Origin of the sequence: Alienimonas sp. DA493, assembly GCF_043951915.1 — a bacterium.
GTDB lineage: Bacteria > Planctomycetota > Planctomycetia > Planctomycetales > Planctomycetaceae > Alienimonas.
On the sequence record NZ_JBINJD010000039.1, the window covers coordinates 1 to 25100 of the forward strand.

Sequence of the window (25100 nt, forward strand, 5' to 3'; positions counted from 1 at the left end):
GGGCCGCGTTAGAGGAGAGGAGCCGCGGCGCCCGACCGCGGCGGGGGCGTCGGCGGGTCGAGCGTCACCGCCGCGGCGGCGCCGGACCGCGGCCGGTCCCAGCCGAGCGGGGGAAACGTCGGGCCGTCGGCGGTCGTCGGCCGCAGGGCCCAGGGCAGGGCGCCGCAGGCGGCCAGTTCGCCCCGGCATTTCTGGGCCGCCCACCCCAGCGGCAGCGGCGGGGCGGGTTCGTCGGTTTGGTCGGTCGCCGTCGGCTCCGTCTTCGCGTCACAGCAGCCGCCGGCCCCGCCGCAGCAGGACGGTTTCGCCGCCGGCTTCGCGCAGCAGGAGGAATGCGGTTTCGCGGCGGCGTCCCGCTCCGCGTCGCGGGCCTCGCGTCGGGCGGCCTCGTGGACGAACGCCGGGATCGCCACGCCGTTCGCCTTCGCCCAGGCGACCTTTTGCACGTTCGTGAAACAACAGCACCCCGTCCAACAGGCCTCCGCGGAGCCGCACCCGCAGGGCCGATCGCGGCAGGGGTACAGGGCCGAGCGATCCTTCCCCATCGCCGCCGCGGGCACGGGCAGCGGGGCCGGCAGTTGGCAGACGATCATCGCCAGCAACGTCGCCCCCGCCACGACCCGCTGACGGGCGGGCCGCACGAACCGGCGGCGACGGGCGGGGCGGGCGCTCATAATGCGGTCCCGATCCTACCGACCCCGCCGCCCGGCTTCCCGCCCGGGCGGCGGATCGACGCGGCGAACCCCGTTCGCCCGCCGTGCGTCCGCCCGACGTCCGCCGTGCGTGCCGTTCGCGCGTTCCTGCCCTCGAGAACCGGAAACCGATCCATGCTGGGCGCCGTCGCGGGGGACGTCATCGGCTCCGTCTGGGAGATCGAGGGGTGGAAGTCGCCGCACTTCGAGCCGCTGATCGGCCCGGAGTGCCGGTTCACGGACGACACCGTGCTCACCTGCGCCGTCGCCGAGGCGTTGCTGACGGACGGCGACTACGCCAAACACATTCGCGCCTTCGCCCGCCGCTATCCGCGGGCCGGGTACGGGGGGAACTTTCAGCGCTGGTTCCGCTCCGATCGTCCGGGGCCCTACGGCAGTTGGGGGAACGGCTCGGCGATGCGGGTGAGCCCCGTCGGCTGGGCGTTCGACACCGTCGCCGAGACGCTTGCCGAGGCCGAACGCAGCGCCGCCGTCACGCACAACCACCCCCGCGGCGTCGCCGGGGGCCAGGCGACCGCGTGGGCCGTCTTCCTGGCCCGCACCGGGGCCTCCAAGGAGCAGCTCAAAGACGAGATCGCCGCCCGGTTCGGCTACGACCTGAACCGCACGCTGGCGGAGATCCGGCCGCGGTACTGCTTCGACGTCTCCTGCGACGGCTCCGTGCCCGAGGCGCTGATCGCGTTCCTGGAAGCGACGGACTACGAGTCGGCGGTGCGAAACGCGATCAGCCTCGGCGGCGACGCCGACACCCAGGCCGCGATCGCCGGGGCCGTCGCGGAGGCGTTTTACCAGCGCCGCACCGGCGTCGGCGTGCCGGAACCGATCGCCGAGCAAGTCCGCGAACGGCTGCCGGACGACCTGACGGACGTGCTGGACCGGTTCACGACCGGCCGGGTCCGCCCCTCCTCACCGCCGCCGGCCGCGGAGTAGGTACCCCGCGAAGTCCCACAGTCCCGCGAAGCGGTGGTTCGGGTCGACGTACCGCTCCACCACGTAGAAGGCGAAGTAGTAGGCCCGGCAGCACGCCCACACGCACACGGCCAGCAGGCCCGCGGTCGTCCAGGAGGGCGCCCGGGCGAGCAGCAATCCGCCGGCGAGGGCTCCCAGCAGGACGAACAGCGCCCCCTTGGCGTACAGGGCGATGGGCGAGACGAGATCGCGGTTCATGTCGAAACAGGAACGCCGCCGGCCGGGTGGGGCGCCCTCCGCGGCGTCCTCCCGGTCCTCCGTCCCGACGAGCGCCCTCCGTCCGACGCCTTCCGGGCGTCGCCCCCCTCGCCCGCCGGGGGGCGCTGAAACTGGGGCGGATGGAGAAACGATCGTGCGTTTGATGTGTGTGAAGACGGTCGTGCGGGTACAGTGGCAAACTGGGTCGTCTCTGACGGCGCTGCCGCCGGCGCCCCGCGATCCTTCCCCAGTCTTCCCAGTCTCCCGTCCGCACGCGTCCGAGATGATTTTCACCCGCACGTCGCTGTCGCTCGCGGCGGTCCTTCTGATGGGCGGCTCCGGCTTCGCCCAAGAGCCCGCCCTTTCGGACGCGCCGGCGTTCGACCGTCCCGAAACTGCCTCCGCGACCGACGACGCCGTCGGCGCCGACCTCTTTGACGAACCCGCCGAACCGGCCGCGGCCGCGAAAGGCCGCCTGCGGGTCCCGCTGGTGGCCTCCGGCGAGGGCGACGGCGTGCGGCCGTCGGTCCGGCTGGTCCGCGACGGCGCCGTCGTCGCCACGGGCCTGTTGAGCGCCGACGGGTCGCTGGAGAGCGGCTCGGTCCCGCCGGGCGTGTACAGCGTGATCGGCGTCGCCGGCGAATCGATGGCGATCTTCTCCCAGAAATTCGGCGCGGAGCCGCTCCCCGAGGACGCCTCCTCGGTCCGCCTGCTGGCCCCGCCGTCCGACCGGGCCCTGGCGCTGGCGATCCTCGCCCGCCGGTTCCCGGAGCAGCTCGGCACGCCGACCGGCGCGCGACTGCCGGTTCCCGCCGCGACGCCCGCGTCCGCCGCCGCGTCGGCGCCCGCCGCGGCCGTCGAACCGGCCGGCCTCCCCGCCGACGTGGCCGCCGGGGCGAACGAACCCGCGGTCCGTCCCGCGGCCCTGCGGGCCGCCCGGCTCGCCGGCGCCCCGGCCGGGGCCGAGGGCGTCGCCCGGATGTACGATGAGGACGGCTCGCTCCGGCCGCTGCCGGGGGCGGAGATCTTCCTGATCCGGAACGGCGATCGCGTCGCCTCGCTGACCGCCGACGGCGCCGGCCGCTACCGGCTGCCCGAGGACCTCGAGCCGGGCCTGTACACGCACGTGACGGTCAGCTCCCCCGCCACGGCCCTGCCGGGCGACGCCGCCGGCGAGCCGCTGTACGGGGCGAGCGTGGTCGGCCTGAACGTGGTGAAGGGGCAGCCGGTCGTCCGGCAGAACGGCGACAGCCCGTTCCGGACGGTCGCCCGTCGCGTCCGGCAGGTGGTGATCGACGACCCGACCCCCGTGCCCCCCGGCGACATCCTCGGTCCGCCGCTCCCCGGGCCCGGCGTTCCGGGCCCGGCGCCCCTCGGCCCGATCGGCACCGGCGGCGGGGCCGCGGGCGGCGGCGGCGGCGGGGCGGCCTTCGGCGGGGGATTGATCCCCACGCTGATCGGCATCGGCGCCGGGATCGCGATTGGGCGGAACAACCCCGACAGCGACGACGTCGAGATCGAGCGGGTGTTCGTGCCGGCGCCGCAGGCGGCGAGCCCCGCGGGGCCGTCCTCCCAGCCGTCCGACGGCAGCGCCGGCGGCGATTCCGAAGACGATTCTGACGACTAGCCATCCGCGGCCGATCGCACACGCCCGAGTCGACGGCCCCGGCCGCCCCCGCCCCCGTTGCGCCCGTCTCGGACGCCGCGGGCGGCGGGGCGGCGGGGCCGCAGCCGATTGGGCGGGACTTCATTCGCCGCGCTAACGAGGCCGGCGCCGCCCGCCGGGCGGCGCTCCGCCGTCGGCGTCAGCCGCGTCGCCCCGAGCCGTCCCGGGCGTCGCGGTTCGAGAAATCCCGTCCCGCGGCCCGCGGTCGGACCCGCCCGCCCGGCGAGCGCCCGCCGGACACGCTCGCTTCGCTGGCGGCGGCGGCGGCCGTGGCCGCTTTGGCCTCGGCGCCGTGGCTCGACGGACGCTGGGGCGGCTGGCAACTCGCCGCGGCGGCGGCCGGAGCGGCCGTCGTCGTCGCCGCGTTCGCCGTGCGGGCGTTCCGCGGGCGTCCGGTGCCCGCGCCGGCGCTGCTGCTGCCGCTGGGCGGGTTGCTGGCGCTCGGGCTGGTGCAGGCCCTCTCGCCGACCGGCGGGGGAGACCTCGAGACCGCGGCCGGCACGCTCGCCCCCCACTGGGGACCGGTCACGGTTTCCCGCCCGTCCACGCGTCAAACGACGGCGTTGCTCGCCGCGGGGTGGGCGGTCCTGTTTCTCGCCGCTCAGGCCGGACGGTTCGCGGCGGGGCGGCGGGTGATCTGGTGGGGCGTCGCGGGAACGGCGGGCGTCTTCGCGGTCGTCGGCGTGTTGGGACGGCTCGGCCGGGCCGCGGACTGGGGGTTGGTCGGCGCCCTGGAGGGCGACGCCGGGCTGACCGGGGCGTTTTTCGCCGGGCTGAACCGCAATCACGCCGCCCACCTGTTGAACGTCGGCCTGGCGGCGGCGCTGGGCCTGCTGGCCGGCGGGGGCGGGAGGGCGGCCTGGGCCTGCGGGGCGTCGATCGTCGCCGGGTTGCTCGTCACGGGCAGCCGGGCCGGGTTGGCCGCGGCCCCGCTCGGCCTGCTGACGAGCGCCGCGGCCCTCGCGTGGGCGTGTCGTCGGACCGAATCGCCGACCGCCGACCCGGCCGGCGACGGCCGCGGGCTGCGGCGGGCGCTGCGGTTCGGCCTGATCGGCGGGGGCGTGGCGGCGGCCGGGGCGCTGCTGTCGCTGGCGGGCGTGGGCGCGGAGGGCACCGTGCTGGCCCGCTGGGAGGGCACCCGCGAGGAGGGCCTGTGGGGATCGCTGCGGGCCCGCCGCGAGCACTGGGCGGACGCCGTCGGCGTGGCGGTCGATCTGCCCCTGTTCGGCGCCGGTCTGGGCACGCATCGGTACGCCACGCCGCCGTACCTCACCCGGCCGACCCGCGACTGGTTCACCCACGCGGACAATCAATACGTCGAGTTGCTCGTCGAAGGCGGCGTCGTCGGGGTCGCCCTGCTGCTCGCGGCGGCGGGGGCGTTGGGGTGGGGCGTGCGGCGGGCGGGCCGGGCCGGGGCGGCGGACGCCGTCGCGGCGGCGGTCTTCGCGGCCGCGGCGCTCGGGGTGCAGGCGCTCTTCGACTACGGGATCACCCGGCCGCCGGTCTGGTTGGCCGCCGCGGCCCTGTTCGGAGCCGCCGTCGGGGCCGGTTTCCCCCCGGTTGCGGCCGAGCGAACCGCGACGAACGGGCGGCGCCGGCTGTTCGCCGCCGGGCTGGCCGGGGCGACGGCGCTGGCCGGCGGGTGGGCGGCGTGGGAGACCGCCCGGGCGGCCCCGGCGATGGCCTATCGGGAACCGAACCTGCTCAACGCGGATCCGGCCGGGTGGACGGAGGCGGAGGTTGCGGCGGAGGTCGCCCGGCTGGAGGCGGCCCTCGCCGCCCGGCCGGACGACGCCGAGGCCGGCGTCGCCCTCGCCCGCCTGTTCGTTCGGCAATACCAGGACGCCGTCGCCGCCGCCCTCGCGACCGACCCCGCCGCCGCGGAGTTGACCGACGCTCAGCTCGCCCGGCTCAGCGACCCCGGGCTCGGCGCCGTGCTGGCGCTCGGGCCGGGGGGCGAGGAGCGGCTGGCGGCTCTGCGGGCGGACGAGCGGGTGCGGCGGTACCTCCGGCCGGCGTTCGAACGGCTGCTCGCGGCCCGGCGGGTCTGCCCGTTCATCCCCCGACTGGACCTGAACCTCGCCCGTCTCGCCTGGACGGAGTCGTCGGAAGAACCGTCCGGCGAGCGGTTCCTCAGGGCGCTGCACCGCAATTTCCCCGCGGACATGCCGGCCCAGATCGCCGCCGCCCGGCGGGCCGACCGGCTGGGGCTGACGGAGACGGCGAACGCCTGCTGGGCCGCCGTGCTGGCGACGGAGCCGAAGCGGGCCGGGGAGGTGGCCGCCGGGCTGGCGGCGGCGGACGAGCGGGCGACGCTCGATCCGACGCTGGCGGCGGCGCTCGCCGCCGGCGGCATGCCCTCCGGGGTCGCGGGACGGTTCCGCAACCTGCTGCCCGCCGACCCGGCGGGGCGGATCGCCGTGGCCGAGGCCGTGGCGGACTTCGACGCGGGGTTGGCGTCCCTCGTCGCCGGCGAGGCCCTGACCGCCGCGGCGTCCGCGGGCGCCCCGCTGCCGGCGGACGTGCGGGCCGCGGCCCTGCGGCTGACGGGGCGCCGCACCGAGGCGGTCGCGGCGCTGGAGGAGTTCCTGGCTCGACATTCCCGGGACGTCGCCGCCCGCAAGCGGCTGATCGAGTGGCTGCTGACCGACCGGCGGACGGACGCCGCCGCGGAGCAGCTCGTGGTCCTCGACGCCCTGGAGCCGGGTTCGGCGGCGGCCGGGTCGCTGTCGCGGCGGCTGGAACGGGTCCGCGAGGCCGAGCGGGCGGCCGGTGATCCGGCCGGCGTGTCGAAAGACGGGGGCGGGGCAAACAGGGAGGGTCGGGGCGTCTTGAAGGGGGTCGACCGCGGGCCGTAGAGTGGGCGGCGTCGCGGCGGGCGCAGTCGACGCCGCCGCGGACGCCCGAGCGGGACGGTCCCGGTCCCGGCTGTCCCCACCGCGCGGCTCGTCCGCCGTCGCCCGTTCCCGCCTGAAGGCCGCCCGTGCCCTCGTTCGCCGCTCCCGGTTCGTCGTTCCCGGACGAAGAGACGCAGGCGGACGGCTACGGCGACGGCTCCCTCGCGCCCCGGACCTACGCCGCCGCCGCCCACGAGGGGAACGGCGGCTGGGGCGCCCAGACGACCGGCGGGGAGGGCGCCGCCGAGGAGGGGTTCCCGCTGGGACGCCTGCTCCGCCGGCGCTGGTGGGTCCTGCTGCTGGGGCTCGCCTGCGGGCTGGGCGGGGGCTACCTGTACGACCTCTCTCAGCCGCCGGTCTATCAGTCCGTGGCGGAACTGACCGTCTCCGCCCGTCGGGCGGCGCTGCCGGGGACCGAGGGCGGCGGGGGCGAAATGGAGCAGCTCACCGGCGATACCCTCGGCAACTACCTGTACCGCGCCCAGACGGCGCCGCTGGTGGCCCGGGCGGTCCGCGAGCGTCGGTTGGACGAACTGCCCGCCTTCAAGGGCGCCGGCTCCCCGGTCGGCCGCATCCTCAAGGGGCTGGAGGGAACCCAGGTGCCCGGCACCCGGGTGCTGCAATTCACCTACAGCGGCGGGAGCCCCGAGGAGACCGGCGCCGTGCTGGACGCCGTCGTCGACGCCTTCGCCGCGGAGGTCCGCGAGGAAAGCCAGTCCGGCGTCCGCGAGGCGATCCGGCTGATCAGCGAGGCCCGCGATCAGGTGCTCCGCGATCTCGAGGCTGCCGAGGCGGCTCACCGCGAGTTCGAACGCAACAGCCCGCTGGTCCGCGGCCCGGACGGCCAGCCGCTCAACCCCCACGCCGCGGACCTGCTCGCCCTGGACGCGGCCCGGGACGAACTGAGCCTGGAACTGTCGAACCTCGTCGCGGAGGTGGAGTCCATCCGCTCCTCCATGGAGGCCGGCGGCCGGCGGGCGGCGCTCGCGCAGATGGCCTCGCTGAAGCGGGAGAGCGTCGGAGAGAACCCCGCCGTCGCGGAGCTGGGCTTCGAAGAGCAGCACCTCGACCTCATCCTCGAATTGGAGGAGGCCCGGGAGACGAAGGGGGCGAACCACCCGGACATCAAACGGTTGGAAAACCGCCTGGCGGCGCTGCGGCGGATCGAGGCGGAACGGGCGGGACTGCAGACCGGCGTCGACGGGGCGGGGCCGGACGGGGCGGGGGGGCCGGCGTCGTTCCTCGATCTGTACGTCGAGGCCCGGGTGGAACGGGCCCGCGTGTTGCAATCGCAGATCGACCGGCTGGACGAGCGGTACGAGGCGACCCGCGAGGCCGCGGAGAGCGTCCGCGACGCCGAATCGCGCGAGCGGGAACTCCGCGACCGCCGGGACCGCCACGCGGCCCTCTACGCGGCGCTGGTGAGCGACGTGGATCAACTTGATCTGCTCAAGGACGCCGACACGGTCCGCGTGACGCCGATCACGCCCCCCGGTCCGGGGCGGCCGGCCCGGGCGCCGCTGTTCCGGGCGCTCGGCGCCGGCGGGGCGTTGGGGCTGGCGGTCGCCTTCGGGCTCGCCTACCTGCTCGAACAGTCCGACCGCCGCTTCACCGGCCCGGCGGAGCTGCGGGCGGAGTTCGGGCTCCCGCTGCTCGGCCACGTCCCCCAGATTCCCGCCCGCACCCTGAAGGAGGCGAAACGGGTGCGGGACGGCGTGCCGGACCCGGGGCTGTCGACGGTGTTGCGGCCGAAGAGCCAACTCGCGGAGTCCTATCGGGCGGTGCGCACCGGGCTGCTCTCCGCGGCCCGCAACGGGGCGAAGGTCGTGCAGGTGACCAGCCCGGACCGCGGCGACGGCAAGAGCACGCTGACGGCGAACGTCGCGGTGACCCTCGGCCGCGTCGGCAAGAAAACGGTGCTGGTCGACGTGGACCTCCGCCGCCCCCGCGTCCGCCGCATGTTCGGGCTGCCGCAGGTCAGCGCGGAGGACCCCGGGGTGGGCACCGCGGAGGTGATCGCCGACCCGGACAAGCTGGACGAGGCCCTCGTCGAGAGCGGACAGCCCGGCCTGTGGCTGCTCCCCTGCGCCGCCCGGCCGGACCATCCGGCGGAGCTGCTCAGCAGCGAGGCCTACGAGACGTTCCTGGAGGTGCTCCGCCAGAAGTTCGATTTCGTCCTCCTGGACAGCCCCCCGGTGTTGGCCGTCTCCGACCCGGCGGCGACCGCCCGTCTGGCCGACGGCGTGATGGTCGTGACCCGGCTGCACCCCCGCACCCGGCGTCGGCTGGGCGAGTGCCTCGACACGCTCGATCAGGCCGGCGCCAACGTGCTGGGCCTGGTGGTGAACGCGGTGCCGACCAGCGGGGAATACACCCGCGAGGTGCAGGGCGGGTACTACGGCGGCTACGGCTACGGGGCGTTCGCCGGTCGGGACGCGTACTACTCCGACGAGGCGACCGCCGCCCCGGCGTCCGCGGCTCTCATCGAAGCGGCGCCGGCCTCCGCCTCGTCGGCCTCCGCTGACGCGGGAGGCGCCGCGGAGGTCGCCCGTTCGCGGTGAACCCCGGTCGACGGCGGCGCGGCCGCGGTCGGCCTTTCGGCGGATCGGGCGGCGATCTAAGACCGGGGTCCCACGGAAGGACACCGCCCCGGCCGCCCGGGACGCCGACGCATGACGAACGCCCCCGCCCCCGCCGCCGCCGCCCCCCCGGCTTCGACCGGTTCCCCGGCTCCGGCCGGCGCCAACCGGACGGTGATCCGTCCCCCCAGCGGTTGGCCGCTGCCGGACGTCGCCGAGCTGTGGCGGTATCGGGATTTGCTGGTCCTGCTGACCAGCCGCAACGTCGCGGCCCGCTACCGCCAGAGCGTGCTGGGCATCGGTTGGGCCGTCGTGCGGCCGCTGGTCAGCATGACGATCTTCACCCTGATCTTCGGCAAGGCGGTCGGGCTGGAGGACCAGTTGCCGGAGGGCGTCCCCTACGCGGCGTTCGCCTTCTGCGGGCTGCTGCCGTGGATGTTCTTCGCCGCGGCCCTGACCGGCACGACCGAGAGCGTGGTCGTCAACCAGGGCCTGCTGACGAAGGTATACTTCCCCCGGCTCGTGCTGCCGCTCTCGAACCTCGGCGTGGCCGCGGTGGACTTGGCGATCCAGCTCGTCCTGCTCGTCGTCGTGTTGGCGATCTACCGGTTCGCGCCGGGCGTGGAGGCGCTGGCCCTGCCGGCCTTCCTGCTGCTCGCCGCCGCCGCCGCGCTGGCCGGCGGGCTGTGGCTCACGGCGCTGAACGTGAAGTACCGCGACGTGAAATACGCCGTGCCCTTCGTGGTCCAAGCGGGCACGTATCTCAGCCCGGTGATCTATCCGCCGACGATCATCCCGCCGGACTACCGCCTGCTGTACTACCTCAACCCGATGGCGGGGGCGATCGAGGGCGTGCGGTGGAGCGTGCTGGGCACCGCCCCGCCGGATTGGGGCTACGTCGCCCTCTCCGCCACGGCGACGGCGATCCTGCTGATCACCGGGGCGATCTACTTCACCCGCACCGAACGTACCTTCGCCGACATCATCTGAACGTCCCCCCGCGGGGCCCCGCGTCGGCACGGGGCGGTTTAACAGCGGTTTCGATACGTCATGGGAACGCCAACCCGACGCGTCAGCGAGGGCCTTCCGCCCCACCAGGGCGGGCGCTGTCCGCATCCCTCGCTGACGCTTCGGGTTCGTATGGAAACGGCTTAGACGAACAACTCGCGGATGGCGTGCCCGCCGTCGGTCACCGGGACCGGGCGTTCGCCGGCGTACAGTTCCAGGTGCGGGTCGATGCCCATCGCGTGGTAGATCGTGGCGTGCAGGTCCGGCACGCTGACCGGATCGGCGACCACGCTCATCCCCAGCTCGTCCGTCTCGCCGATCGTGCGGCCGAGGTTCAGCCCGCCGCCGGCGAGGACGGTGGTGAAGCTTTTCCCGTGGTGCCCGCGGCCGCCGCCGGCGTCGAACCCGGCCGGCCGGCCGAACTCGGAGGCGACGACGATCAGTGTCTTGTCCAGCAGCCCGTGCGACTCCAAGTCGTCCGTCAGCGTGGCGAGGGCGGCGTCGAGTTCCTTGATGAGGAGGTGCTGTTTCTCCTGACCCTCGTTGTGCGTGTCCCAGCCGGTGCCGTTGGTGAACGCGATGTTGTGGGAGACCTCCACGAACCGCACGCCCCGCTGGATCAGCCGGCGAGCCAGCAGGCAGCGCTGGCCGAACTCGGAGCCGTAGGCGTTCCGCAGGTCGGCCGGCTCGTCGGAGGCGTCGAAGATCTGGGCGAACTCCGGCCCGGCCAGCCGCAGAGCCTCGGCGATCGTCTCGTCGTAGGCCCGAATCGCGTCGGCGCCCTCGGGGGTGCGGGCCAACGCGTCCTCCCGCACCCGGCTGAGCAGCCGTTCCCGCCGGGCGCGACGCTCCGCCGACAGGTGGCCCGGCACCGTCAGGCCGGAGGGGCCGCGGCTGGTGTCGGTCAGGTAGACGAAGTTCGCCGACGGCCCCAGGAAGCCCGGGCCGCGGCTGACGGACGGCATGCCGATCAGCACGTAGGCCGGCACCTTGTCGTTCGCCGGGCCGCGCTCGTAGGCGATCACGCTGCCGATCGAGGGGTACACCACGGTGCCGGTCGTGTTCCGGCCGGTGTGCATGCGGTTGACAGCCCGGGCGTGCTCGTCGATCACGTCGTGGTTCGTGGACCGGACCACGGCCAGCCGGTCCGCCCGGTCGGCGAGCATCGGCAGGTGCTCGCAGAACTCCGCCCCCGGGATCGCCGTGGGGATCGACGGGTAGGCGGAGCCGGCCTTCCGCTCCTTCGGATCGCCCAGTTTCTTGGGGTCGAAGGTGTCGATCTGCGCGGCCCCGCCGCCCAGCCAGAGCACCACGCAGTGCTCCGCGGTCCCGTCCCGCAGGGCGGCGGCGGCCTGCTCCTCGCCCACCGCCCGCACCCGGGGCAGGGCCGCGGCGGCGGTCGCGGCGGCGGCGGACGTCAGCAATGAACGACGGGTCAGCGACATGGCAGCGGGCGGGGCGGGGGGAGGGAACGGCGTCCGAACGCGGGGAGCGTCCGGGGCGGGGGGTTTCGCGGCGGTCTACGGCTCGATCGCGTTACGGCACGAACGGGAACTCGGGGCTGTTGAGCAGCGCCCACAGCACGTCCTCGTACCGCTGCCGCCAGTCGTCGGTCAGGCGGGCCGAGGGCGGGTCGCCGGCTTCGACCTTCTTCCGCAACTCGATCTGTCGGGCGGCGGCCTCGGAGATGAACTGATTCGTCCAGGTCACGCCGGGGTTTTCGAGGAAGTGCGGCGGATTGGCCGGTCGGCCGGTCTTCCGCTCGTCCCAACCTTCGGAGAGCAGCTCCTCGAACAGCGAGACCTCCTCCGCGGTCGGACCGCGGGTGAAGATCGCCCGGACGGTGCGTTCGGCCAGCGCCTCCGGCGAGTTGGCGGCGAGGGCGAACTCGGTGAAGCGGCTGTCGTCGGACAGGCGGGTGAAGCGCTCGCCCAGCACGCCGTTCTCCAGCAGGGCCGGCTGGGTGACGTCCGGGCTGTCGTCGCGGACGTTCCGCGGGTCGGGCCGGGAGCCCCGCCAGCCGAAGGCCGACAGCAGTTCCACGAACGGCTCGGCCCGCGGGACCGTCAGGCTTTCGCGGTCGCGGTCGGTGGAGAGGCTGACGAACTCCCAGGCCCGCCGGGGGCGGCCGAAGTTCATGCCCTGCTTCTCGTTGCGGGCGCCGTCGGCGTCGATCGTCACCAGCCCGGCCTTCAGCCGTTTGCCGCTGGCGGCGAACAGGCTGTCGACCAGCTGCTCGGCCGTCATCCGCTCCCGCGTCGGACCGGCGAACAGGGCCCGCGCCTCATACTCCTCCGCGATCTGCCGGCCGTAGGCGTGGGAATTGAGGATCAGTCGGGCGACGTGCTTCAGGTCGTAGCCGGAGAGGACGAGTTCGTCCGCCAGATAGGCCAGCAGTTCCGGGTGGGAGGGTTCGCCGAAGCTCCAGTCGTGGGGCGTGTCGACGATGCCGCGGCCGAGGTAGCGGGTCCACAGTCGGTTCGCCATCACCTCCGCGAAGCGGCGGTTCTTCGGGCCGGTCACCAGCAGGGCGAGGCGCTCGCGGGTGTCCTGCTCCGCGTTGAACAGGTCGACCAGCTCCGGCGCCGGATCGCCGTCCCGCAGGCCCTCCAGCGTGAACGCCGGCGGGACGGATTCGCCCGGCATGAGCGTCACCTCGACCGCCGCGGTGCCGACCAGATCCGGCGGCAGGCTGCTGCCGGCGGGCACCTTCTGCGGGGAGCGCTTCAGCATCGCCGCGAAGCCGAACAGATCCTTCTGGAGGAACGGCCGGCTGGGGGCGTCGTGGCAGCGGGCGCAGGTCATGTCGGAGGCGAGGAACGCCTGACTGAGCACGTGAGCCTTCGCGGCGAATGGAGCGTCGTTCTGGCTGGCCAGGGCGAACCCGCCGAGCCCGCCGCTGTACTGGGAGCCGTTCATGCGGATCAGCTCCGTGGCGAAGCGGTCCGCCGGCAGGTTGTCGAGGAAGGCTTCGTGCAGCCACTCCCGGAACGGGCCGGTGTTGTTCAGCGTCGGGTTGACGATCGTCGGGTTCTCCGCGAGCACGTCCTGCCACTCGCCGACCCAGCCGTCCGCCCAGCCGAGGTCGTCGGCGAGGTAGCGGTCCACGGCGTTCGCCCGGCGCTCGTCCGCGGGGTCGGCGAGGAACCGATCGATCTCCTCGGGGGTCGGGATGCGGCCGACGAGGTCCAGCGCCGTGCGGCGGAGGAAGGTCGCGTCGTCGGCTTCCGGCCGCGGCGGCACGCCCTCGGCGGCCAGCTTCGCGTTGACGAAGCGGTCGATCGCGTTCTTCTCCGGCAGCCCCTCGGTCGGCGCCGGGACCTCGGCTCGGGGCTCGTAGACCTCACGGATGAAATCGTGGCGGGCGTTCCAGCGGGCGATCTCCCCGGCGGCGGCCTCCCGGCGGCGGGACTGGTCGAGCTTCCGCATCCAGTCGGCGTAGTCTTCCGTGAAGGCGATCCAGTCGCCGTCCGTCAGGGCTGGGCCGAGGGCGGACTCGTCGCCGGCGCTCGGCAGGAGCATGCGGAACGGCTCGCCCTCCTCCCCGTCGGCCGGGGCGGGGCGGACGAACAGGCCGGCCTCGCCGGGCTCCCGCCGCCGACCGCTGCCGCCGGCGTAGAACTCAGCGAGCACGTCGATCGGTTCGCCGTCGGCGGTGAAGACGTGCGTGTCCTCGGCGTCGCCGGGCCGCAGGCTCCGCAGGCCGGGGGCCTTCACCTCGCCCTCCGGATAGAGCGGCTGGTGGGCGCTGGAGCTGCGATTGAAGAACCGCACGCTCGCCGCCGGTTCGCCGTTCAGGGAGACCCGGGCCCCGCTGCGGCTGCGGACCAGCAGTTCCCACTCCCCGGCCGGCAGCGTCGCCTGACCGCGGACCCGCACCACGACGGCGTCGCCGCGGTCCACCCGCACGCCGGTCGGGCCGTAGGCGTGGGCGATCTGCGGGACGGCGAAGGCGTCCTGCAGGTAAGTGTCCTCGGCGAGCCGCGGCAGCGGGAAGTTCCACGAGCGGGCCCGGCCGTCCACGTCGCCGATCACCTCGACCAGCGCCCGGCCCTCCGGCGCCCGCGGGGCGGGGCGGGTTGCGATCAGCGGCGGACGGCGGGAGAGCTCCTCGTCGGAGAGCGTCCCCCGCAGCAGCCGGACCGGACCGATGGCCCCCTCGAAGGTGCTCCCGGAGCTGCCGCCCATCGCGGAGCCGATCCAGAGGTCGTCGCTGTCGGTGATCGGCGCTTTGTCGGTCGCCCCGCCCATGTCCCAGGCGCCGCCGGTCTCCTGCCCGTTCAAAAACGCCCGCAGGCTGTCCGGCTGGCCGAAGGTGTAGGTGAAGGCGATCCGGTGGGCGCGGCCGTCGCAGGGGATCGTGCCGTCGGAGGTCCAGCGGTGGAACTCCCCGGCCTCGTCGGCGAACAGGAAGGAGAGGGCCGCCCGGTTCCCCTCGTTCGCCAGCCGCAGGGCGTAGTTTTGATTGTTCGGGACCCGGCCCTTCGCGTGGGTGCGGCCCTTACTGAGGATGTGTCCGAACCCCCCGCCGGACTTGGGCTGCGGATAGACGGTGACGAGAACCGACAGCGCCTCGCCGTTCCCCACGGTCAGCAGGCTGCCGGGGCCGGTGTCGCGGACGCGGAGGTAGCCGGTCTGCCCGACGTTGAGACGGGGCGTCGGATCGGTTCCGACGGCGGCGTCGTTGGTCAGGGAACCGGCGATCGGGACCTCGTATTCGCCGGCCTTGGCGATGCCCATCGCCACGCCGTCGGTCGCTTCGGACCAGTCCCAAGTCACCTCGGGCAGGGCGTCCGCCCCCGCGGCGTCGGCGGTGGGGGCGAGGAGCGCGAGGGCCAATAGGGCGGCGGAGGACGTCACGGCGATTGGAACCTCGGTGGACAGCGAAAATCAGGCGGTTCCCCCACTATACATTGGCCTGTCCGAATGGGTAGCGCCTGCGAAGCCGGCCGCGAAAAGCGAACCATCGGCGAAGATTTGATCGAATTTTGCCTCCCATCGAACTTTGCGTGTCCGAATCGCCTCCGTTCTGCTCTTCGCTTCCAACGCCCGTCCCGTTTCGCCGCCCCGCCGCGTGCCCGAAACCCCGCCCGCCGCCGCCCCGCCCGTCGATCCCACCGCGGTCGAGCCGGGGGCGGACCGGGAACGGATGGACGAGTTCGCCCGGCTGCTGGGCGGGGCTCAGCGGCGCCTGTTTCTCTATTTGATGGGCCTGCTGGGCGATCGCACCGCGGCCGAGGACGTCCTCCAGGAGACGAACCTCGTGCTGTGGCGGGAGTTCGAGCAGTTCGAACCCGGCACGAACTTCACCGCGTGGAGCTGCCGGGTCGCCTTCAATCAGGTGCGGGCCCACCGCACGAAGCGGGGTCGGGACCGCTTGGTATTCAGCGACGCGTTCCTGTCCGCGGTCGACGAAGAACTGACCCGCGAGGCCGACCGCCTGGAGGAACGCCGGGCGGCGCTGGCCGACTGTCTGAACCGGCTGCCGGACCACCACCGCGAACTGGTCCGCCGCCGGTATCTCGGCGAACGGGACGCCGGCACGGAGGAGCTGGCTCGGCGGTTGGAGAAGAGCCCCGACGCGGTGCTGCGGATGCTCTCCCGCATCCGGCGCTCGCTGCACGAGTGCGTCTCGCGAACGCTCTCCGGCGCCGGGGACGGCCTGCCCACGGAGGCGAGTGTTGTCTGAGCGTCCCACGAACCCGACGCCCGCGGAGCTGCGGGTCTTCGACGCCCTCTGCGACGCGGTCTTCGACGGCGCCGCCTCCGCGGAGCAGGTCGCCCGGCTGGAGGGGTTCGTGCTGAACTCCCCGGTGCTGCGGCGGCGGTACGTCGAACTGGCCGATCAGGAGGCGACGCTCGCCTGGGGCGACGGCGAGTTGGCCGTCCCCCCGGCGGCGGCGGGAACGGTCGAACCCGCGACGGCCCCGGCGCCGGGCGAGAGCGGCCGGCGTGCTTGGCTGAAGTGGACGGCTCTCGCGGCGGTGGCGTTTTGCATGGCGGCGCTCTGGTGGGACAGTGCGCTCCAAGTCGAACCGTCACCTCCGGGGCTTCCCGCACCGGCCCCGAAACCGGCGGCGATCTGGGCGGCGAGCGCCGGGGCGGAGCTGTTCGGCGCCGCGGCCCCGGCGATCGGGGAGCCGGCGCCGGTGGGGCGGGAGCAGGCGCTGCTCCGCGGGTGGGTGCGGTTGCGGTTCGCCGACGGGGCGGAGGCCGTGCTGGAGGGGCCGGCGGTGTTCGAGGTCGCCGCCGCCGACCGCCTGATTCTCAAGGCCGGCCGGTGCAGCGTGCACGCCCCGGACGGGGCGGAGGGATTCCGCGTCGACACGCCGGACGGGCGGGTGCTGGACCTCGGCACCCGCTTTGCCGTGCGGGTGCGGGAAGGGGACGCCGAGGCGGACGGCGGCACGGAGGTGCACGTCGTCGAGGGCGCCGCGGAACTGCACTGCGTCTCCCCGTCCGACGGGGGGAAGACGGCCGACCGGCTCGTCACCGGGCAGGCCCGCCGGCTGACGGCCGCGGGCGGGGCGGGGAAGGGCCCGCTGCCGTTCGACCCCGCCGTCTACCGGGAGACGCTGCCGGACCGCGTGATCTCCTACGAGACGCACACCGACGAGAACTCCGCCACCCGGCTGACGGCCCTCACCGTGCAGCGGGCCGGCGAAACGCGCACCTACGCTGCCGCGGACCTGATCCCGTCCGCCGTCACGGCCTTCCACAACCCGGACGGCGGCTATCCCTACGCCGTGCCGGGCGGCGCCGAGGGCGCGCTGGGGCGGTGGTTGACGGAACCCCTCATGTTGAACGCCGGGCACATCAACCCCGGCGGCTCCCGCGAACCTCTCACGACCGCCCCGGTGTTGGCGGGGCCGAATCACACCTCCGGGCTGGCTGTGCGGTTCGAAACGCCTGTGACGAACGGCCCGGGGCCGGATCTGGCGCTCTTTGACATTCATTCCGTCGTGGACCCCCCGGACGGGGACGCATTTCACCTGAGTCCGATCGATTTTCGCCCCGGTCTGCGGTCCATCACTCAACTTCGATATGATTTGACCGTGGGCGACCCCGGCTCCACGGTGGTCGCCCCGTTCGTCCTGCCGAAGCCCGATCCGGCCGCCGCGGTCGGGCCGACGCTGGACGCGGTCCGCCTCACGGAGGACGTGCCGCGGTTGGTCCCCTCGCTGGGGTTCACCGCGAACACGGTCGCCGTGGACCTGTCGGACCTCGGCTACGCCGCGGGGGAGACGGTGAGCGAACTGTTCGTGCAGGACGCCCGCGACGACCCCAAGTACGTCGACCCCACCCTGATCGTCGGCCTGCCGGCCGACCCGCCCCGGCTTCCCGCCGCCTCCATCCCGCCTTCCTCTCACCCGCGCCCGCGGAGGGACACGCCTTGACGCCGCTCGCCCGATTGCTGCTGGTTCGACTGATCGTGGGCGCCGGCCCGCTGGTCGGGGGTCTGGCTCTCGCCGCGCCCGCCCCCGGGGCGGAGCCGGAGAATCAGGAGCTGGAGGCCGCCAAGGCCCGGTTCTTCGAGAACGAGGTCCGCCCGCTGCTCGCTAAGCGCTGCTTCGAGTGTCACGGCGAGGAGAAGCAGGAGGGCGAACTGCGGCTCGATGCGATGAACCACATCCTCGCCGGCGGGTGGAGCGGCGCCGCCCTGGAGCGGGGCAAGCCGGACGACAGCCTGCTGATGGAGGCCGTGCGGTACGAGTCCTACGAGATGCCTCCCGGCGGCCAGTTGCCGGCCGCGGAGATCGCCGTGCTGGAGCGGTGGATCGAACTCGGCGCCCCCTGGCCCGGCGCCGAGGACAGCCCGCCCGTCCGCCCGGCGAGCGAACGCGGCCCCAAGTTCACCGAGGAAGACCGCGCCTGGTGGGCCCTGCAACCGGTGACCGAGCCGGAGGTTCCCGCCACGAAGGGCGACTGGGGCCGCAACGAGATCGACCGCTTCCTGCTGGCCGAGATGGAGCGGCGCGGCCTGACCCCGGCGCCGGAGGCCGACCGCCGCACGCTCATCCACCGGCTCACCCAGGACCTGACCGGCCTGCCGCCGACGCCCGAGGAGGTGGACGCCTTCGTCGCGGACGACTCCGCCGACGCCTACGACAAGCTCGTCGAGCGCCTGCTGGCCAGCGACGCCTACGGCGAGCGCTGGGGCCGGCATTGGCTGGACCTGGTCCGCTACGCCGACTCCGACGGCTACCGGGCCGACTTCGTCCGGCCGGACGCCTGGCGATATCGGGATTACGTCATCGAATCGTTCAACGAGGACAAGCCGTACGACACGTTCGTCAAGGAGCAACTCGCCGCCGACGAGCTGTACCCGGAGGACGTGGACGTTCAGGTGGCCCTCGGTTACCTGCGGCACGGGATCTACGAATACAACTCCCGCGAGGCCCCCGGGCAGCGGGAGCTGATGCTCAACGAACTGACGGACACCACCGCGGACGTGTTCCTCGGGCTGGGTCTGCAGTGCGCGAAGTGCCACGACCACAAGTTTGATCCGCTGCCCCAGACGGACTACTACCGTCTGCGGGCCTTCCTGGAGCCGGTGCTGTTCCGGGACGACGTGCCGCTGGCCACCGAGGAGGAGCAGGCCGCCCACGCGGAGGCGATGCGGGAGTGGGAGGAGGCCACCGCCGATCTGCGGGCGCAGTTGGAGGAGATCGAGGGCCCGGCCCGCGAGCGGGGGCAACGCAAAGCCGTCGAACGCTTCCCGGAGGACGTGCAGGCGATCTACCACACGCCGGACGCGGAGAAGACCGCCTACGACCGCCAGGTTCACTGGCTCGTCCACGATCAGGTGCTGTTCGAGTGGGAGCGGCTGGACAACCACATCCCCTCGGAGCTGAAGCCGAAGGCGGTCGAGCTGCGGAAGAAGATCGCCGAGTTCGATCACCTCAAGCCGGCCCCGCTGCCGACCGGCCGCATCGCCGGGGACGCGGACGCCGTTGCCCCGCCGACGATCGTGCCGAAGCGCAAGATTGAGGTGCAGCCCGGCAAAATCGCGCTGCTGTCCGAGGAGCCGATGGAGATCGAGCCGCCCCGGCACGAGGGCAAGCCGCTGCCCGGCGTGAACGGCCACGGCACGACCGGCCGACGGGCGGCGCTGGCGAACTGGATCGCCGACCCGGAGAACCCGCTGTCGACCCGGGTGATCGTCAACCGCGTCTGGCAGGGGCACTTCGGCCGCGGCCTGGCGCCCAACGGCAGCGACTTCGGCCGCCTCGGCGGCCCGCCGAGCCACCCGGAACTGCTCGACTGGCTGGTCGTCCGGTTCCTCGACGAGGGCTGGCGGCTCAAACCGCTGCACCGCCTCATCGTGACCTCCGCCGCCTACCGGCAGGCGGCGACGCACCCCCACGCCGCGGCGTACGCCGGCATTGATCCGCAGAACGACTGGTACTGGCGGGCGGACGTCCGCCGGCTGGCCGCGGAGCAGGTCCGCGACGCGCTGCTGTTCGTCACCGGTTCGCTGCAGGAGAAGGACGGCGGCCCCGGCGCCGGCCACAGCACGCCGGTGCGGAGCGTCTACCTTCAGGTGAAGCGGAACAGTCGCGAACCGCTGATGGATCTGTTCGATCTGCCGCAGTTTTTCATCAGCGCCTCCGCCCGGGACACCACCACCAGCCCGCTGCAGAGCCTGTATCTGATCAACTCCGACGCGGTGCTCGGCCACGCCTCCAAGCTGGCGTCGCGGGTCTCCGCGGAGGCGGGCAGCGACGAAGAGGCCGCCCTCGCCGCCGTCGCCTGGCGGGCGGTGCTGGGCCGCGAACCGACCGACGGCGAACTGGCGACCTGCGTGGAATTCCTCCGCGAACAGACCCGCCGGGCCAAGGAGGCCGCTGAGACGAAGGGCGGCGAACCGGACGACTCCGGTTTGAAGTTCGCCGAGTTCCCCACCCGCGACGGCCGGGCGGTCGTGAGCACGCCGGGCGATCCGGCCCCGCTGTTCGCCCCGCACGTGGAGCCCCTCGGGGACCCGCTGGCCGGCGGCGGGTTCACCGTGGAGGCGTTCTTCCAGATCAACAGCGTCTACGAGAGCGGCTCGGTCCGGACGCTCGTCTCCAAGTGGGACGGCGGCCGCAGCGAGCCCGGCTGGGGCTTCGGCGTGACCGGCAAGGGCTCCCGCCGCAAACCGCAGACCCTCGTAATGCAGATGTTCGGCCGCGCCCCCGGCGGCGGCGGCGTGCAGGAGGCGGCGATCTTCAGCGATCAGCACATCGACCTGAACACGCCCTACTACGCCGCCGCCGCCGTCCTCCCGGCGACGAAGGACAAGCCCGGCACGGTCACGTTCATCCTGAAGGATCTGTCGAACAACGACGTGCCGCTGTCGGTCGTCACCCACGAGCACCAACTCGCCGAGGCGGGGAATCGCACCCCCATCGCGATCGGGCGGCGGGGGACCTCGAAGTCGGCCAACCTGTTCGACGGGCTGATCGACGACGTGCGGCTCTCACGCGGGGCCCTGGGCGTGGAGGACGCGTTGATCACGAACGAGTCGCCCACCGAGGCCACGCTGGCCCACTGGACCTTCGAGAAAACGCCCGGCGTCTTCGCCGACGCCGCCGCGGCGGAGCCCGGCCGGGGGCTGGACCTCACGCCGCACCGCACCGCCGTCTCCTCGGCGGAGCCGCGTCGGCAGGCCCTCGTCGACCTCTGCCACGTGCTGCTCAACAGCAGCGAGTTCCTCTACGTGCAGTGACGCCGCCTCTGCCGCGACCGGGGGAGCGCTCCCCCCGGTCGCGGCTTAATCCGATCATTATTCCCTCAAATATCGCCCGCCGACATGTTCAGCCCCCGCCTCCCGCACGTGACCGTGCCGCAGACCCGCCGCGAGTTCCTCGCCCGCAGCGGGGCCGGGTTCGGGGCGACCGCCCTCTCCGGGCTGCTGGCGGACTCCGCGCTGTCCGCGGAGAACCGGTCGGCGGTCGCGGAATCCTTTCAGCACCACGCCCCGACGGCCAAGTCCGTCATCTTCCTGTTCATGGAGGGCGGACCGAGCCACATGGACACCTTCGATCCCAAGCCGGAGCTGAACCGGCTGGCCGGTCAGCCGTTGCCGGAGAGCTTCGGCAAGGTGGCGCTGGCGATGGGCGAGGCGAACGCCCCGCTGATGGCCAGCCAGCGGAAGTGGAAGCAGCACGGCGAGGCCGGCACCTGGGTCTCTGACTGGCTGCCGGAGATCGCCACCTGCGTGGACGACATCGCCGTGCTGCGGGGTTGTCACACCGACGGCGTGAACCACAGCGCCGGCGTCTGCCAGATGAACACCTGCAGCCCGCTGGGCGGCCGGCCGAGCCTCGGCAGCTGGGTGAGCTACGGCCTGGGCACGGAGAATAAGGACCTGCCGGCGTTCGTCGTCTTGCAGGACGGCAAGAGCAGCGTGGTGAACGGTCCGCGGAACTGGTCCGCCGGCTTCATGCCCGCCGTCCATCAGGGCGTGCGGTTGAAGGAGGTCGGCGACCCGGTGCCGAACCTGTCCACGCCGGAGTCCGTCGGCCGGCTCCGGCAGGAGGGCAAGCTGGACCTGCTGGGCAAACTCAACAAGGACTTCGCCGCCGCTCATCCGGAGCAGTCGGAGCTGGACGCCCGCATCGCCAGCTACGAACTCGCCTTCCGCATGCAGGCCGAGGCCCCCGGGGCGGTGGACCTCTCCGAGGAGACCGCCGAGACCCGGGCGCTGTACGGGATGGACGAGAAGGAGACCGAATCCTTCGGCCGCCTCTGCCTGCTCTCACGCCGGCTGGCGGAGCGGGGCGTGCGGTTCATCCAGCTGTACCACGGCCCCGGCTCGAAATGGGATGCCCACAGCGGCATCGAGGGGAACCACTCCAAGCTCTGCAAGAGCATGGACAAGCCGGTCGCCGGACTGCTGAAGGACCTGAAGCGCCGCGGCCTGTTGGACGAGACGCTGGTCGTGTGGGGCGGCGAGTTCGGCCGCACCCCGATGAGCGAGCAGGGCAACGGCCGCGACCACAACCCGACCGGCTTCACGATGTGGATGGCCGGCGGCGGGGTGAAGGGCGGCCAGACGCTCGGCGCCACCGACGAACTCGGCCTGCGGGCGGTGGAGGACCGACTGCACGTCCACGACCTGCACGCCAGCATCCTCCACCTCCTCGGCCTGGACCGGCTGGACCTGACCTACCAGTACAAAGGCCGCCCGGAACGCCCCACGATCAACGAGGGCAAGTTCTTCCAGAAGCTCGTGGGCTGAGCCTCACGCCTCGGGGTCGACCGAAGGCTCGTCGGCGTTGGGATTGCTGGACCCGCGGTCGGCCTCCGGTTCGTTCGGTTCGCCTGGGGCAGGCTGGCCGCCGGTCTCCGGGGCGTCGTCCGGCGAGACCGCGGCGTAGCGGACGGAACCCCATTTGCCGGCCTGGGCGCTGAACACTCCGAAGCCGCGGTCGGAGGCGACCCGGACGTAACCCTCGCCGACCGCCGGGCCGTCGATCTGTTCCTCCGCCTCGAGCGGGTGCAGCCCGCCGGTGCCGGTGACGCCGCTGTAGGCGTACACGCCGTCCGCGGTGCGGATCGCGGCGACCTGATTCCCGACGATCGGGACGGCGTTCCGGCGATCGCCGATCGGGTGGGAGCCCCATTCGCCCGAGGCCCCGCCGAAGGCGTACGCGGTCCCGCCCGTCACCACCATCGCCACGCCCCCGCCGACGACCGGCCGGAACCGACCGCGGTCCGCCTCGGGCACGGTTGCGGGCAGCGGGACCAGCTCGCCCGCTTCCGCGGACCACCCCCAGACCTGCGAGCCGTCCGGCGAGATCAACACGCCGACGCCCCGGCCCTGCACGAAAGTCTCGCCGGTCGACGATCCGCCGGGGCCGATTCCGAAACCGACGAACCCCTCCGTGCCGTACTCGCCGCCTCCGAACGCACCGCTGCCGCTGCCGAACCCGCCGCCCGGCGGCTGTTCGAGAATGACCTCCACCTCCGGCGGCTGAGGCGCGACGGCGGGCGTGACGAGCAGGGCGGCGGCGAGCGCAAACATCGGAGAGTTCCGAACGGGGGAGGGGAAGGGTTCACTCTACCAATGCAACGTTCGCCGCGGGGGAGGCTCAATCGCCCGGCACGTCGCCGACGGAGACGGTCGCCAGCACGGCGTTCAGCTTGGGGAAGCCGAGCGGCCGCAGTTCGACCATCGGCCGCACCTTCGGCAGGCCGTACAGTTTGCCGACGAACGTGCCGACGGCGTCCGGCTCGCCCTCGACGGTCGCCACCACCCCGCCGACCTTCGGCCGGCCGAACCGTCGCAGGTCCCGCAGCGTCACGTCGCCGGAGGTGAGCAGCTTGAGCAGTTCTGACAGTCCCGACGGATCGAGCGCCGGCGCGTCTTTCAACAGGCCCTTCGCCGCCTCCAGCGGGTTTGTGCCGTCCTGGGCGCGGGCGGCGGGCACGGCGACGGAGGCCGCAGCCCCGGCGAGGGCGGCGGCGGCGTGACGGCGGGTGAGCTCGGGCATCGGTCCGGCGGGCGGTGCGGGGGAGAACGAGAGTCCAACCTGACGGGCGTCGCTCCGCCCCGCTGCCGCGAATCGCCCCGGCCGCGGGTGGGGGCGATGCACTTTTTCCCCGTCGGATTCGAGTAGGGTGATGCGTTCCGCTCCCCCCGATCCGCCCCCGCCGATGCACCGCCGCGAATTGTTCGGAACCGCCGCCGCCCTCGCCCTGCCGGGCGGGCTGGGCTGGGCCGCCGCGGGCAAACCGGCGGCGCCGGGGACTCTGCACGAACCGGCTCGGCAGGTGCCGGTCGCCGGGCATTCGGACGTGCTGATCTGCGGCGGCGGGCCGGCGGGGGTGGCGGCGGCGATCTCCGCGGCCCGGGCTGGGGCGAGCGTGCGGCTGCTCGAACTGCACGGCTGCCTGGGCGGCGTTTGGACCAGCGGGATGCTGTCGTACGTCATCGACGCCGGCAAACCGGGCTTCAACAACGAACTGCTCGCCCGGCTGGAGCGGCTCGACGCCCAGCGGGCCAACGCCCGGCAGTCGGCCCTGCGGAATTACCTCTACGACGTGGAGGCGATGAAGTTCACGCTGGAGGACCTCTGCGACGAACTGGGCATCGACGTCCAACTGCACACCCGCGTCGCCGGGGTGGCGAAGGAGGGCCGGCGGGTCGTCGGGGCGTTCACCGAATCGAAAAGCGGCCGGCAGGCGTGGACGGCGGACGCCTTCGTCGACGCCACCGGCGACGACGACTTCGCCGCCCTCGCCGGCTGCCGCTGGGAATTGGGGCGGGACCTGTCCTCGGAGGAGCCCGGCGAGGGCTGCCCCTGCCAGCCGATGTCGCTGATGGGCGTGATCAGCGGGGAGCCGGAGATGCTGGCGTCCTTCAACACCGGAGACGGCACGGACCGCAAAGCGGCGTTGCTGGCCGAACTGAAGCGGGCCGGAATCACGCCGAGTTACACCAAGCCGACGCTGTGGCACCTCGGCGGCCCGGTCGCGGCGGTCATGCTGAACCACGAATACGGCGTGGACCCGACCGATGCCGCGGCCGTTACCAAGGCCACGCTCAACGCCCGACGGGAGCTGTTCCAACTGGCGACGGCCCTGCGCTCGCTGGGCGGCGGGTGGGCGGAGACCCGGCTGGTGACGACCGCGGAGCAGATCGGCGTCCGCGACGGCCGCCGCATCCGCGGTCGCTATCAGGTGGACGTGAACGACGTCACGGCCGGGGCCCGACACGAGGACGCCGTCTGCCGCTCCGGCTTCTGCGTGGACATTCACGCCCTCACGAAGGAGCAGGGCGACAAGACCGCCTACGGTTCGGGCGGGGTGAAGGCGCAGCCGTTCGATATCCCCCTGCGGGCGCTGGTGGTCGCGGACGTGGACGGTCTGCTGACCGCCGGCCGCTGCCTGAGCGGGGACTTCTTCGCTCACGCCAGCTACCGGGTGACCGGCAACGCCGTGGCGACCGGCGAGGCGGCGGGCGTCGTGGCGGCGGTCGCGTCGCAGCGGTCCGCGGCGCCGCACGAGTTGGAATGGGAGCACGTCGCCGCCCCGCTGTCCGCCGTACGGGCCGAGGCCGAGGCGCTCGCCGCCGGCTGAC

At 73.5% G+C, this 25100-nt stretch carries 16 protein-coding genes; 10 read left to right on the top strand and 6 right to left on the bottom strand.

The features are described 5' to 3' along the window. Positions 1-8: 8 nt before the first annotated feature. Positions 9-674 (bottom strand): hypothetical protein, encoded by a 666-nt coding sequence (locus ACG2DA_RS08255; RefSeq protein ID WP_395255086.1) that lies wholly within the window; start codon positions 672-674, stop codon positions 9-11. A gap of 153 nt (positions 675-827) precedes the next feature. Here ACG2DA_RS08255 and ACG2DA_RS08260 point away from each other — a divergent pair, with 153 nt between their 5' ends. Then, complete coding sequence (locus ACG2DA_RS08260) at positions 828-1643, top strand: ADP-ribosylglycohydrolase family protein (protein WP_395255087.1); 816 nt, start codon at positions 828-830, stop codon at positions 1641-1643. Here the strand turns inward: ACG2DA_RS08260 and ACG2DA_RS08265 are convergent. Then, positions 1620-1880 carry a hypothetical protein gene (locus tag ACG2DA_RS08265; RefSeq protein WP_395255088.1) on the bottom strand — a complete coding sequence of 87 codons (261 nt, stop codon included), beginning with the start codon at positions 1878-1880 and terminating at the stop codon, positions 1620-1622. The two genes, ACG2DA_RS08260 and ACG2DA_RS08265, sit on opposite strands and share 24 nt — an antisense overlap. A 283-nt stretch (positions 1881-2163) precedes the next feature. Between ACG2DA_RS08265 and ACG2DA_RS08270 the strand changes: the two genes are divergently transcribed. The 4 genes from ACG2DA_RS08270 (at position 2164) to ACG2DA_RS08285 (ending at position 10012) form a co-directional block, all read left to right on the top strand. Beyond that, the gene (locus ACG2DA_RS08270) at positions 2164-3507 is read left to right on the top strand and encodes a hypothetical protein (RefSeq protein ID WP_395255089.1); all 1344 of its coding nucleotides are present in this window, start codon (positions 2164-2166) and stop codon (positions 3505-3507) included. 308 nt (positions 3508-3815) lie between these two features. Continuing rightward, positions 3816-6404, top strand: coding sequence for an O-antigen ligase family protein (locus ACG2DA_RS08275; protein ID WP_395255090.1), 2589 nt, complete (start codon positions 3816-3818; stop codon positions 6402-6404). A 125-nt stretch (positions 6405-6529) separates the two neighbouring features. Next, positions 6530-9004 (top strand): polysaccharide biosynthesis tyrosine autokinase, encoded by a 2475-nt coding sequence (locus ACG2DA_RS08280; RefSeq protein WP_395255092.1) that lies wholly within the window; start codon positions 6530-6532, stop codon positions 9002-9004. A gap of 111 nt (positions 9005-9115) precedes the next feature. Further along, positions 9116-10012 (top strand): ABC transporter permease, encoded by an 897-nt coding sequence (locus ACG2DA_RS08285; protein ID WP_395255094.1) that lies wholly within the window; start codon positions 9116-9118, stop codon positions 10010-10012. 161 nt (positions 10013-10173) lie between these two features. Here ACG2DA_RS08285 and ACG2DA_RS08290 read toward each other — a convergent pair whose 3' ends face one another. Together ACG2DA_RS08290 and ACG2DA_RS08295 are read right to left on the bottom strand one after the other, a co-directional pair. After that, complete coding sequence (locus ACG2DA_RS08290; protein WP_395255095.1) at positions 10174-11475, bottom strand: DUF1501 domain-containing protein; 1302 nt, start codon at positions 11473-11475, stop codon at positions 10174-10176. Positions 11476-11566: 91 nt separating this feature from the next. Beyond that, entirely contained in the window at positions 11567-14890 is a 3324-nt protein-coding gene (locus ACG2DA_RS08295; protein WP_395255096.1) for a DUF1549 domain-containing protein, read from the bottom strand. A 214-nt stretch (positions 14891-15104) separates the two neighbouring features. On the opposite strand from ACG2DA_RS08295, the gene ACG2DA_RS08300 reads away from it, so the two are divergent. The 4 genes from ACG2DA_RS08300 to ACG2DA_RS08315 all read left to right on the top strand — a co-directional run bounded on the left by ACG2DA_RS08300 (position 15105) and on the right by ACG2DA_RS08315 (position 22256). Then, a complete protein-coding gene (locus ACG2DA_RS08300) occupies positions 15105-15719 on the top strand; it encodes a sigma-70 family RNA polymerase sigma factor (protein WP_395255097.1) in 615 nt (204 codons plus the stop codon). After that, entirely contained in the window at positions 15712-17427 is a 1716-nt protein-coding gene (locus ACG2DA_RS08305; RefSeq protein ID WP_395255098.1) for a FecR domain-containing protein, read from the top strand. The genes ACG2DA_RS08300 and ACG2DA_RS08305 overlap by 8 nt, the downstream gene beginning before the upstream one ends. Continuing rightward, entirely contained in the window at positions 17424-20741 is a 3318-nt protein-coding gene (locus ACG2DA_RS08310; protein ID WP_395255099.1) for a DUF1549 domain-containing protein, read from the top strand. Before ACG2DA_RS08305 ends, ACG2DA_RS08310 begins: the two co-directional genes overlap by 4 nt. A gap of 84 nt (positions 20742-20825) precedes the next feature. Then, positions 20826-22256: a DUF1501 domain-containing protein gene (locus ACG2DA_RS08315; protein WP_395255100.1), complete on the top strand. Its 1431-nt coding sequence runs from the start codon at positions 20826-20828 to the stop codon at positions 22254-22256. A gap of 3 nt (positions 22257-22259) precedes the next feature. On the opposite strand, the gene ACG2DA_RS08320 is transcribed toward ACG2DA_RS08315, so the two are convergent. Further along, positions 22260-23042: a hypothetical protein gene (locus ACG2DA_RS08320; protein WP_395255101.1), complete on the bottom strand. Its 783-nt coding sequence runs from the start codon at positions 23040-23042 to the stop codon at positions 22260-22262. A 67-nt stretch (positions 23043-23109) separates the two neighbouring features. Then, positions 23110-23511 carry a hypothetical protein gene (locus ACG2DA_RS08325; protein ID WP_395255102.1) on the bottom strand — a complete coding sequence of 134 codons (402 nt, stop codon included), beginning with the start codon at positions 23509-23511 and terminating at the stop codon, positions 23110-23112. A gap of 130 nt (positions 23512-23641) precedes the next feature. On the opposite strand from ACG2DA_RS08325, the gene ACG2DA_RS08330 reads away from it, so the two are divergent. Continuing rightward, entirely contained in the window at positions 23642-25099 is a 1458-nt protein-coding gene (locus ACG2DA_RS08330) for an FAD-dependent oxidoreductase (RefSeq protein ID WP_395255103.1), read from the top strand. Position 25100 lies beyond the last annotated feature (1 nt).

Coding starts and splice junctions, on each gene's coding strand:
- ACG2DA_RS08270 (WP_395255089.1), top strand. CDS start 2,164: ATGATTTTCACCCGCACGTCGCTGTCGCTCGCGGCGGTCCTTCTGATG.
- ACG2DA_RS08315 (WP_395255100.1), top strand. CDS start 20,826: ATGTTCAGCCCCCGCCTCCCGCACGTGACCGTGCCGCAGACCCGCCGC.
- ACG2DA_RS08290 (WP_395255095.1), bottom strand. CDS start 11,475: ATGTCGCTGACCCGTCGTTCATTGCTGACGTCCGCCGCCGCCGCGACC.
- ACG2DA_RS08285 (WP_395255094.1), top strand. CDS start 9,116: ATGACGAACGCCCCCGCCCCCGCCGCCGCCGCCCCCCCGGCTTCGACC.
- ACG2DA_RS08320 (WP_395255101.1), bottom strand. CDS start 23,042: ATGTTTGCGCTCGCCGCCGCCCTGCTCGTCACGCCCGCCGTCGCGCCT.
- ACG2DA_RS08260 (WP_395255087.1), top strand. CDS start 828: ATGCTGGGCGCCGTCGCGGGGGACGTCATCGGCTCCGTCTGGGAGATC.
- ACG2DA_RS08325 (WP_395255102.1), bottom strand. CDS start 23,511: ATGCCCGAGCTCACCCGCCGTCACGCCGCCGCCGCCCTCGCCGGGGCT.
- ACG2DA_RS08330 (WP_395255103.1), top strand. CDS start 23,642: ATGCGTTCCGCTCCCCCCGATCCGCCCCCGCCGATGCACCGCCGCGAA.
- ACG2DA_RS08265 (WP_395255088.1), bottom strand. CDS start 1,880: ATGAACCGCGATCTCGTCTCGCCCATCGCCCTGTACGCCAAGGGGGCG.
- ACG2DA_RS08255 (WP_395255086.1), bottom strand. CDS start 674: ATGAGCGCCCGCCCCGCCCGTCGCCGCCGGTTCGTGCGGCCCGCCCGT.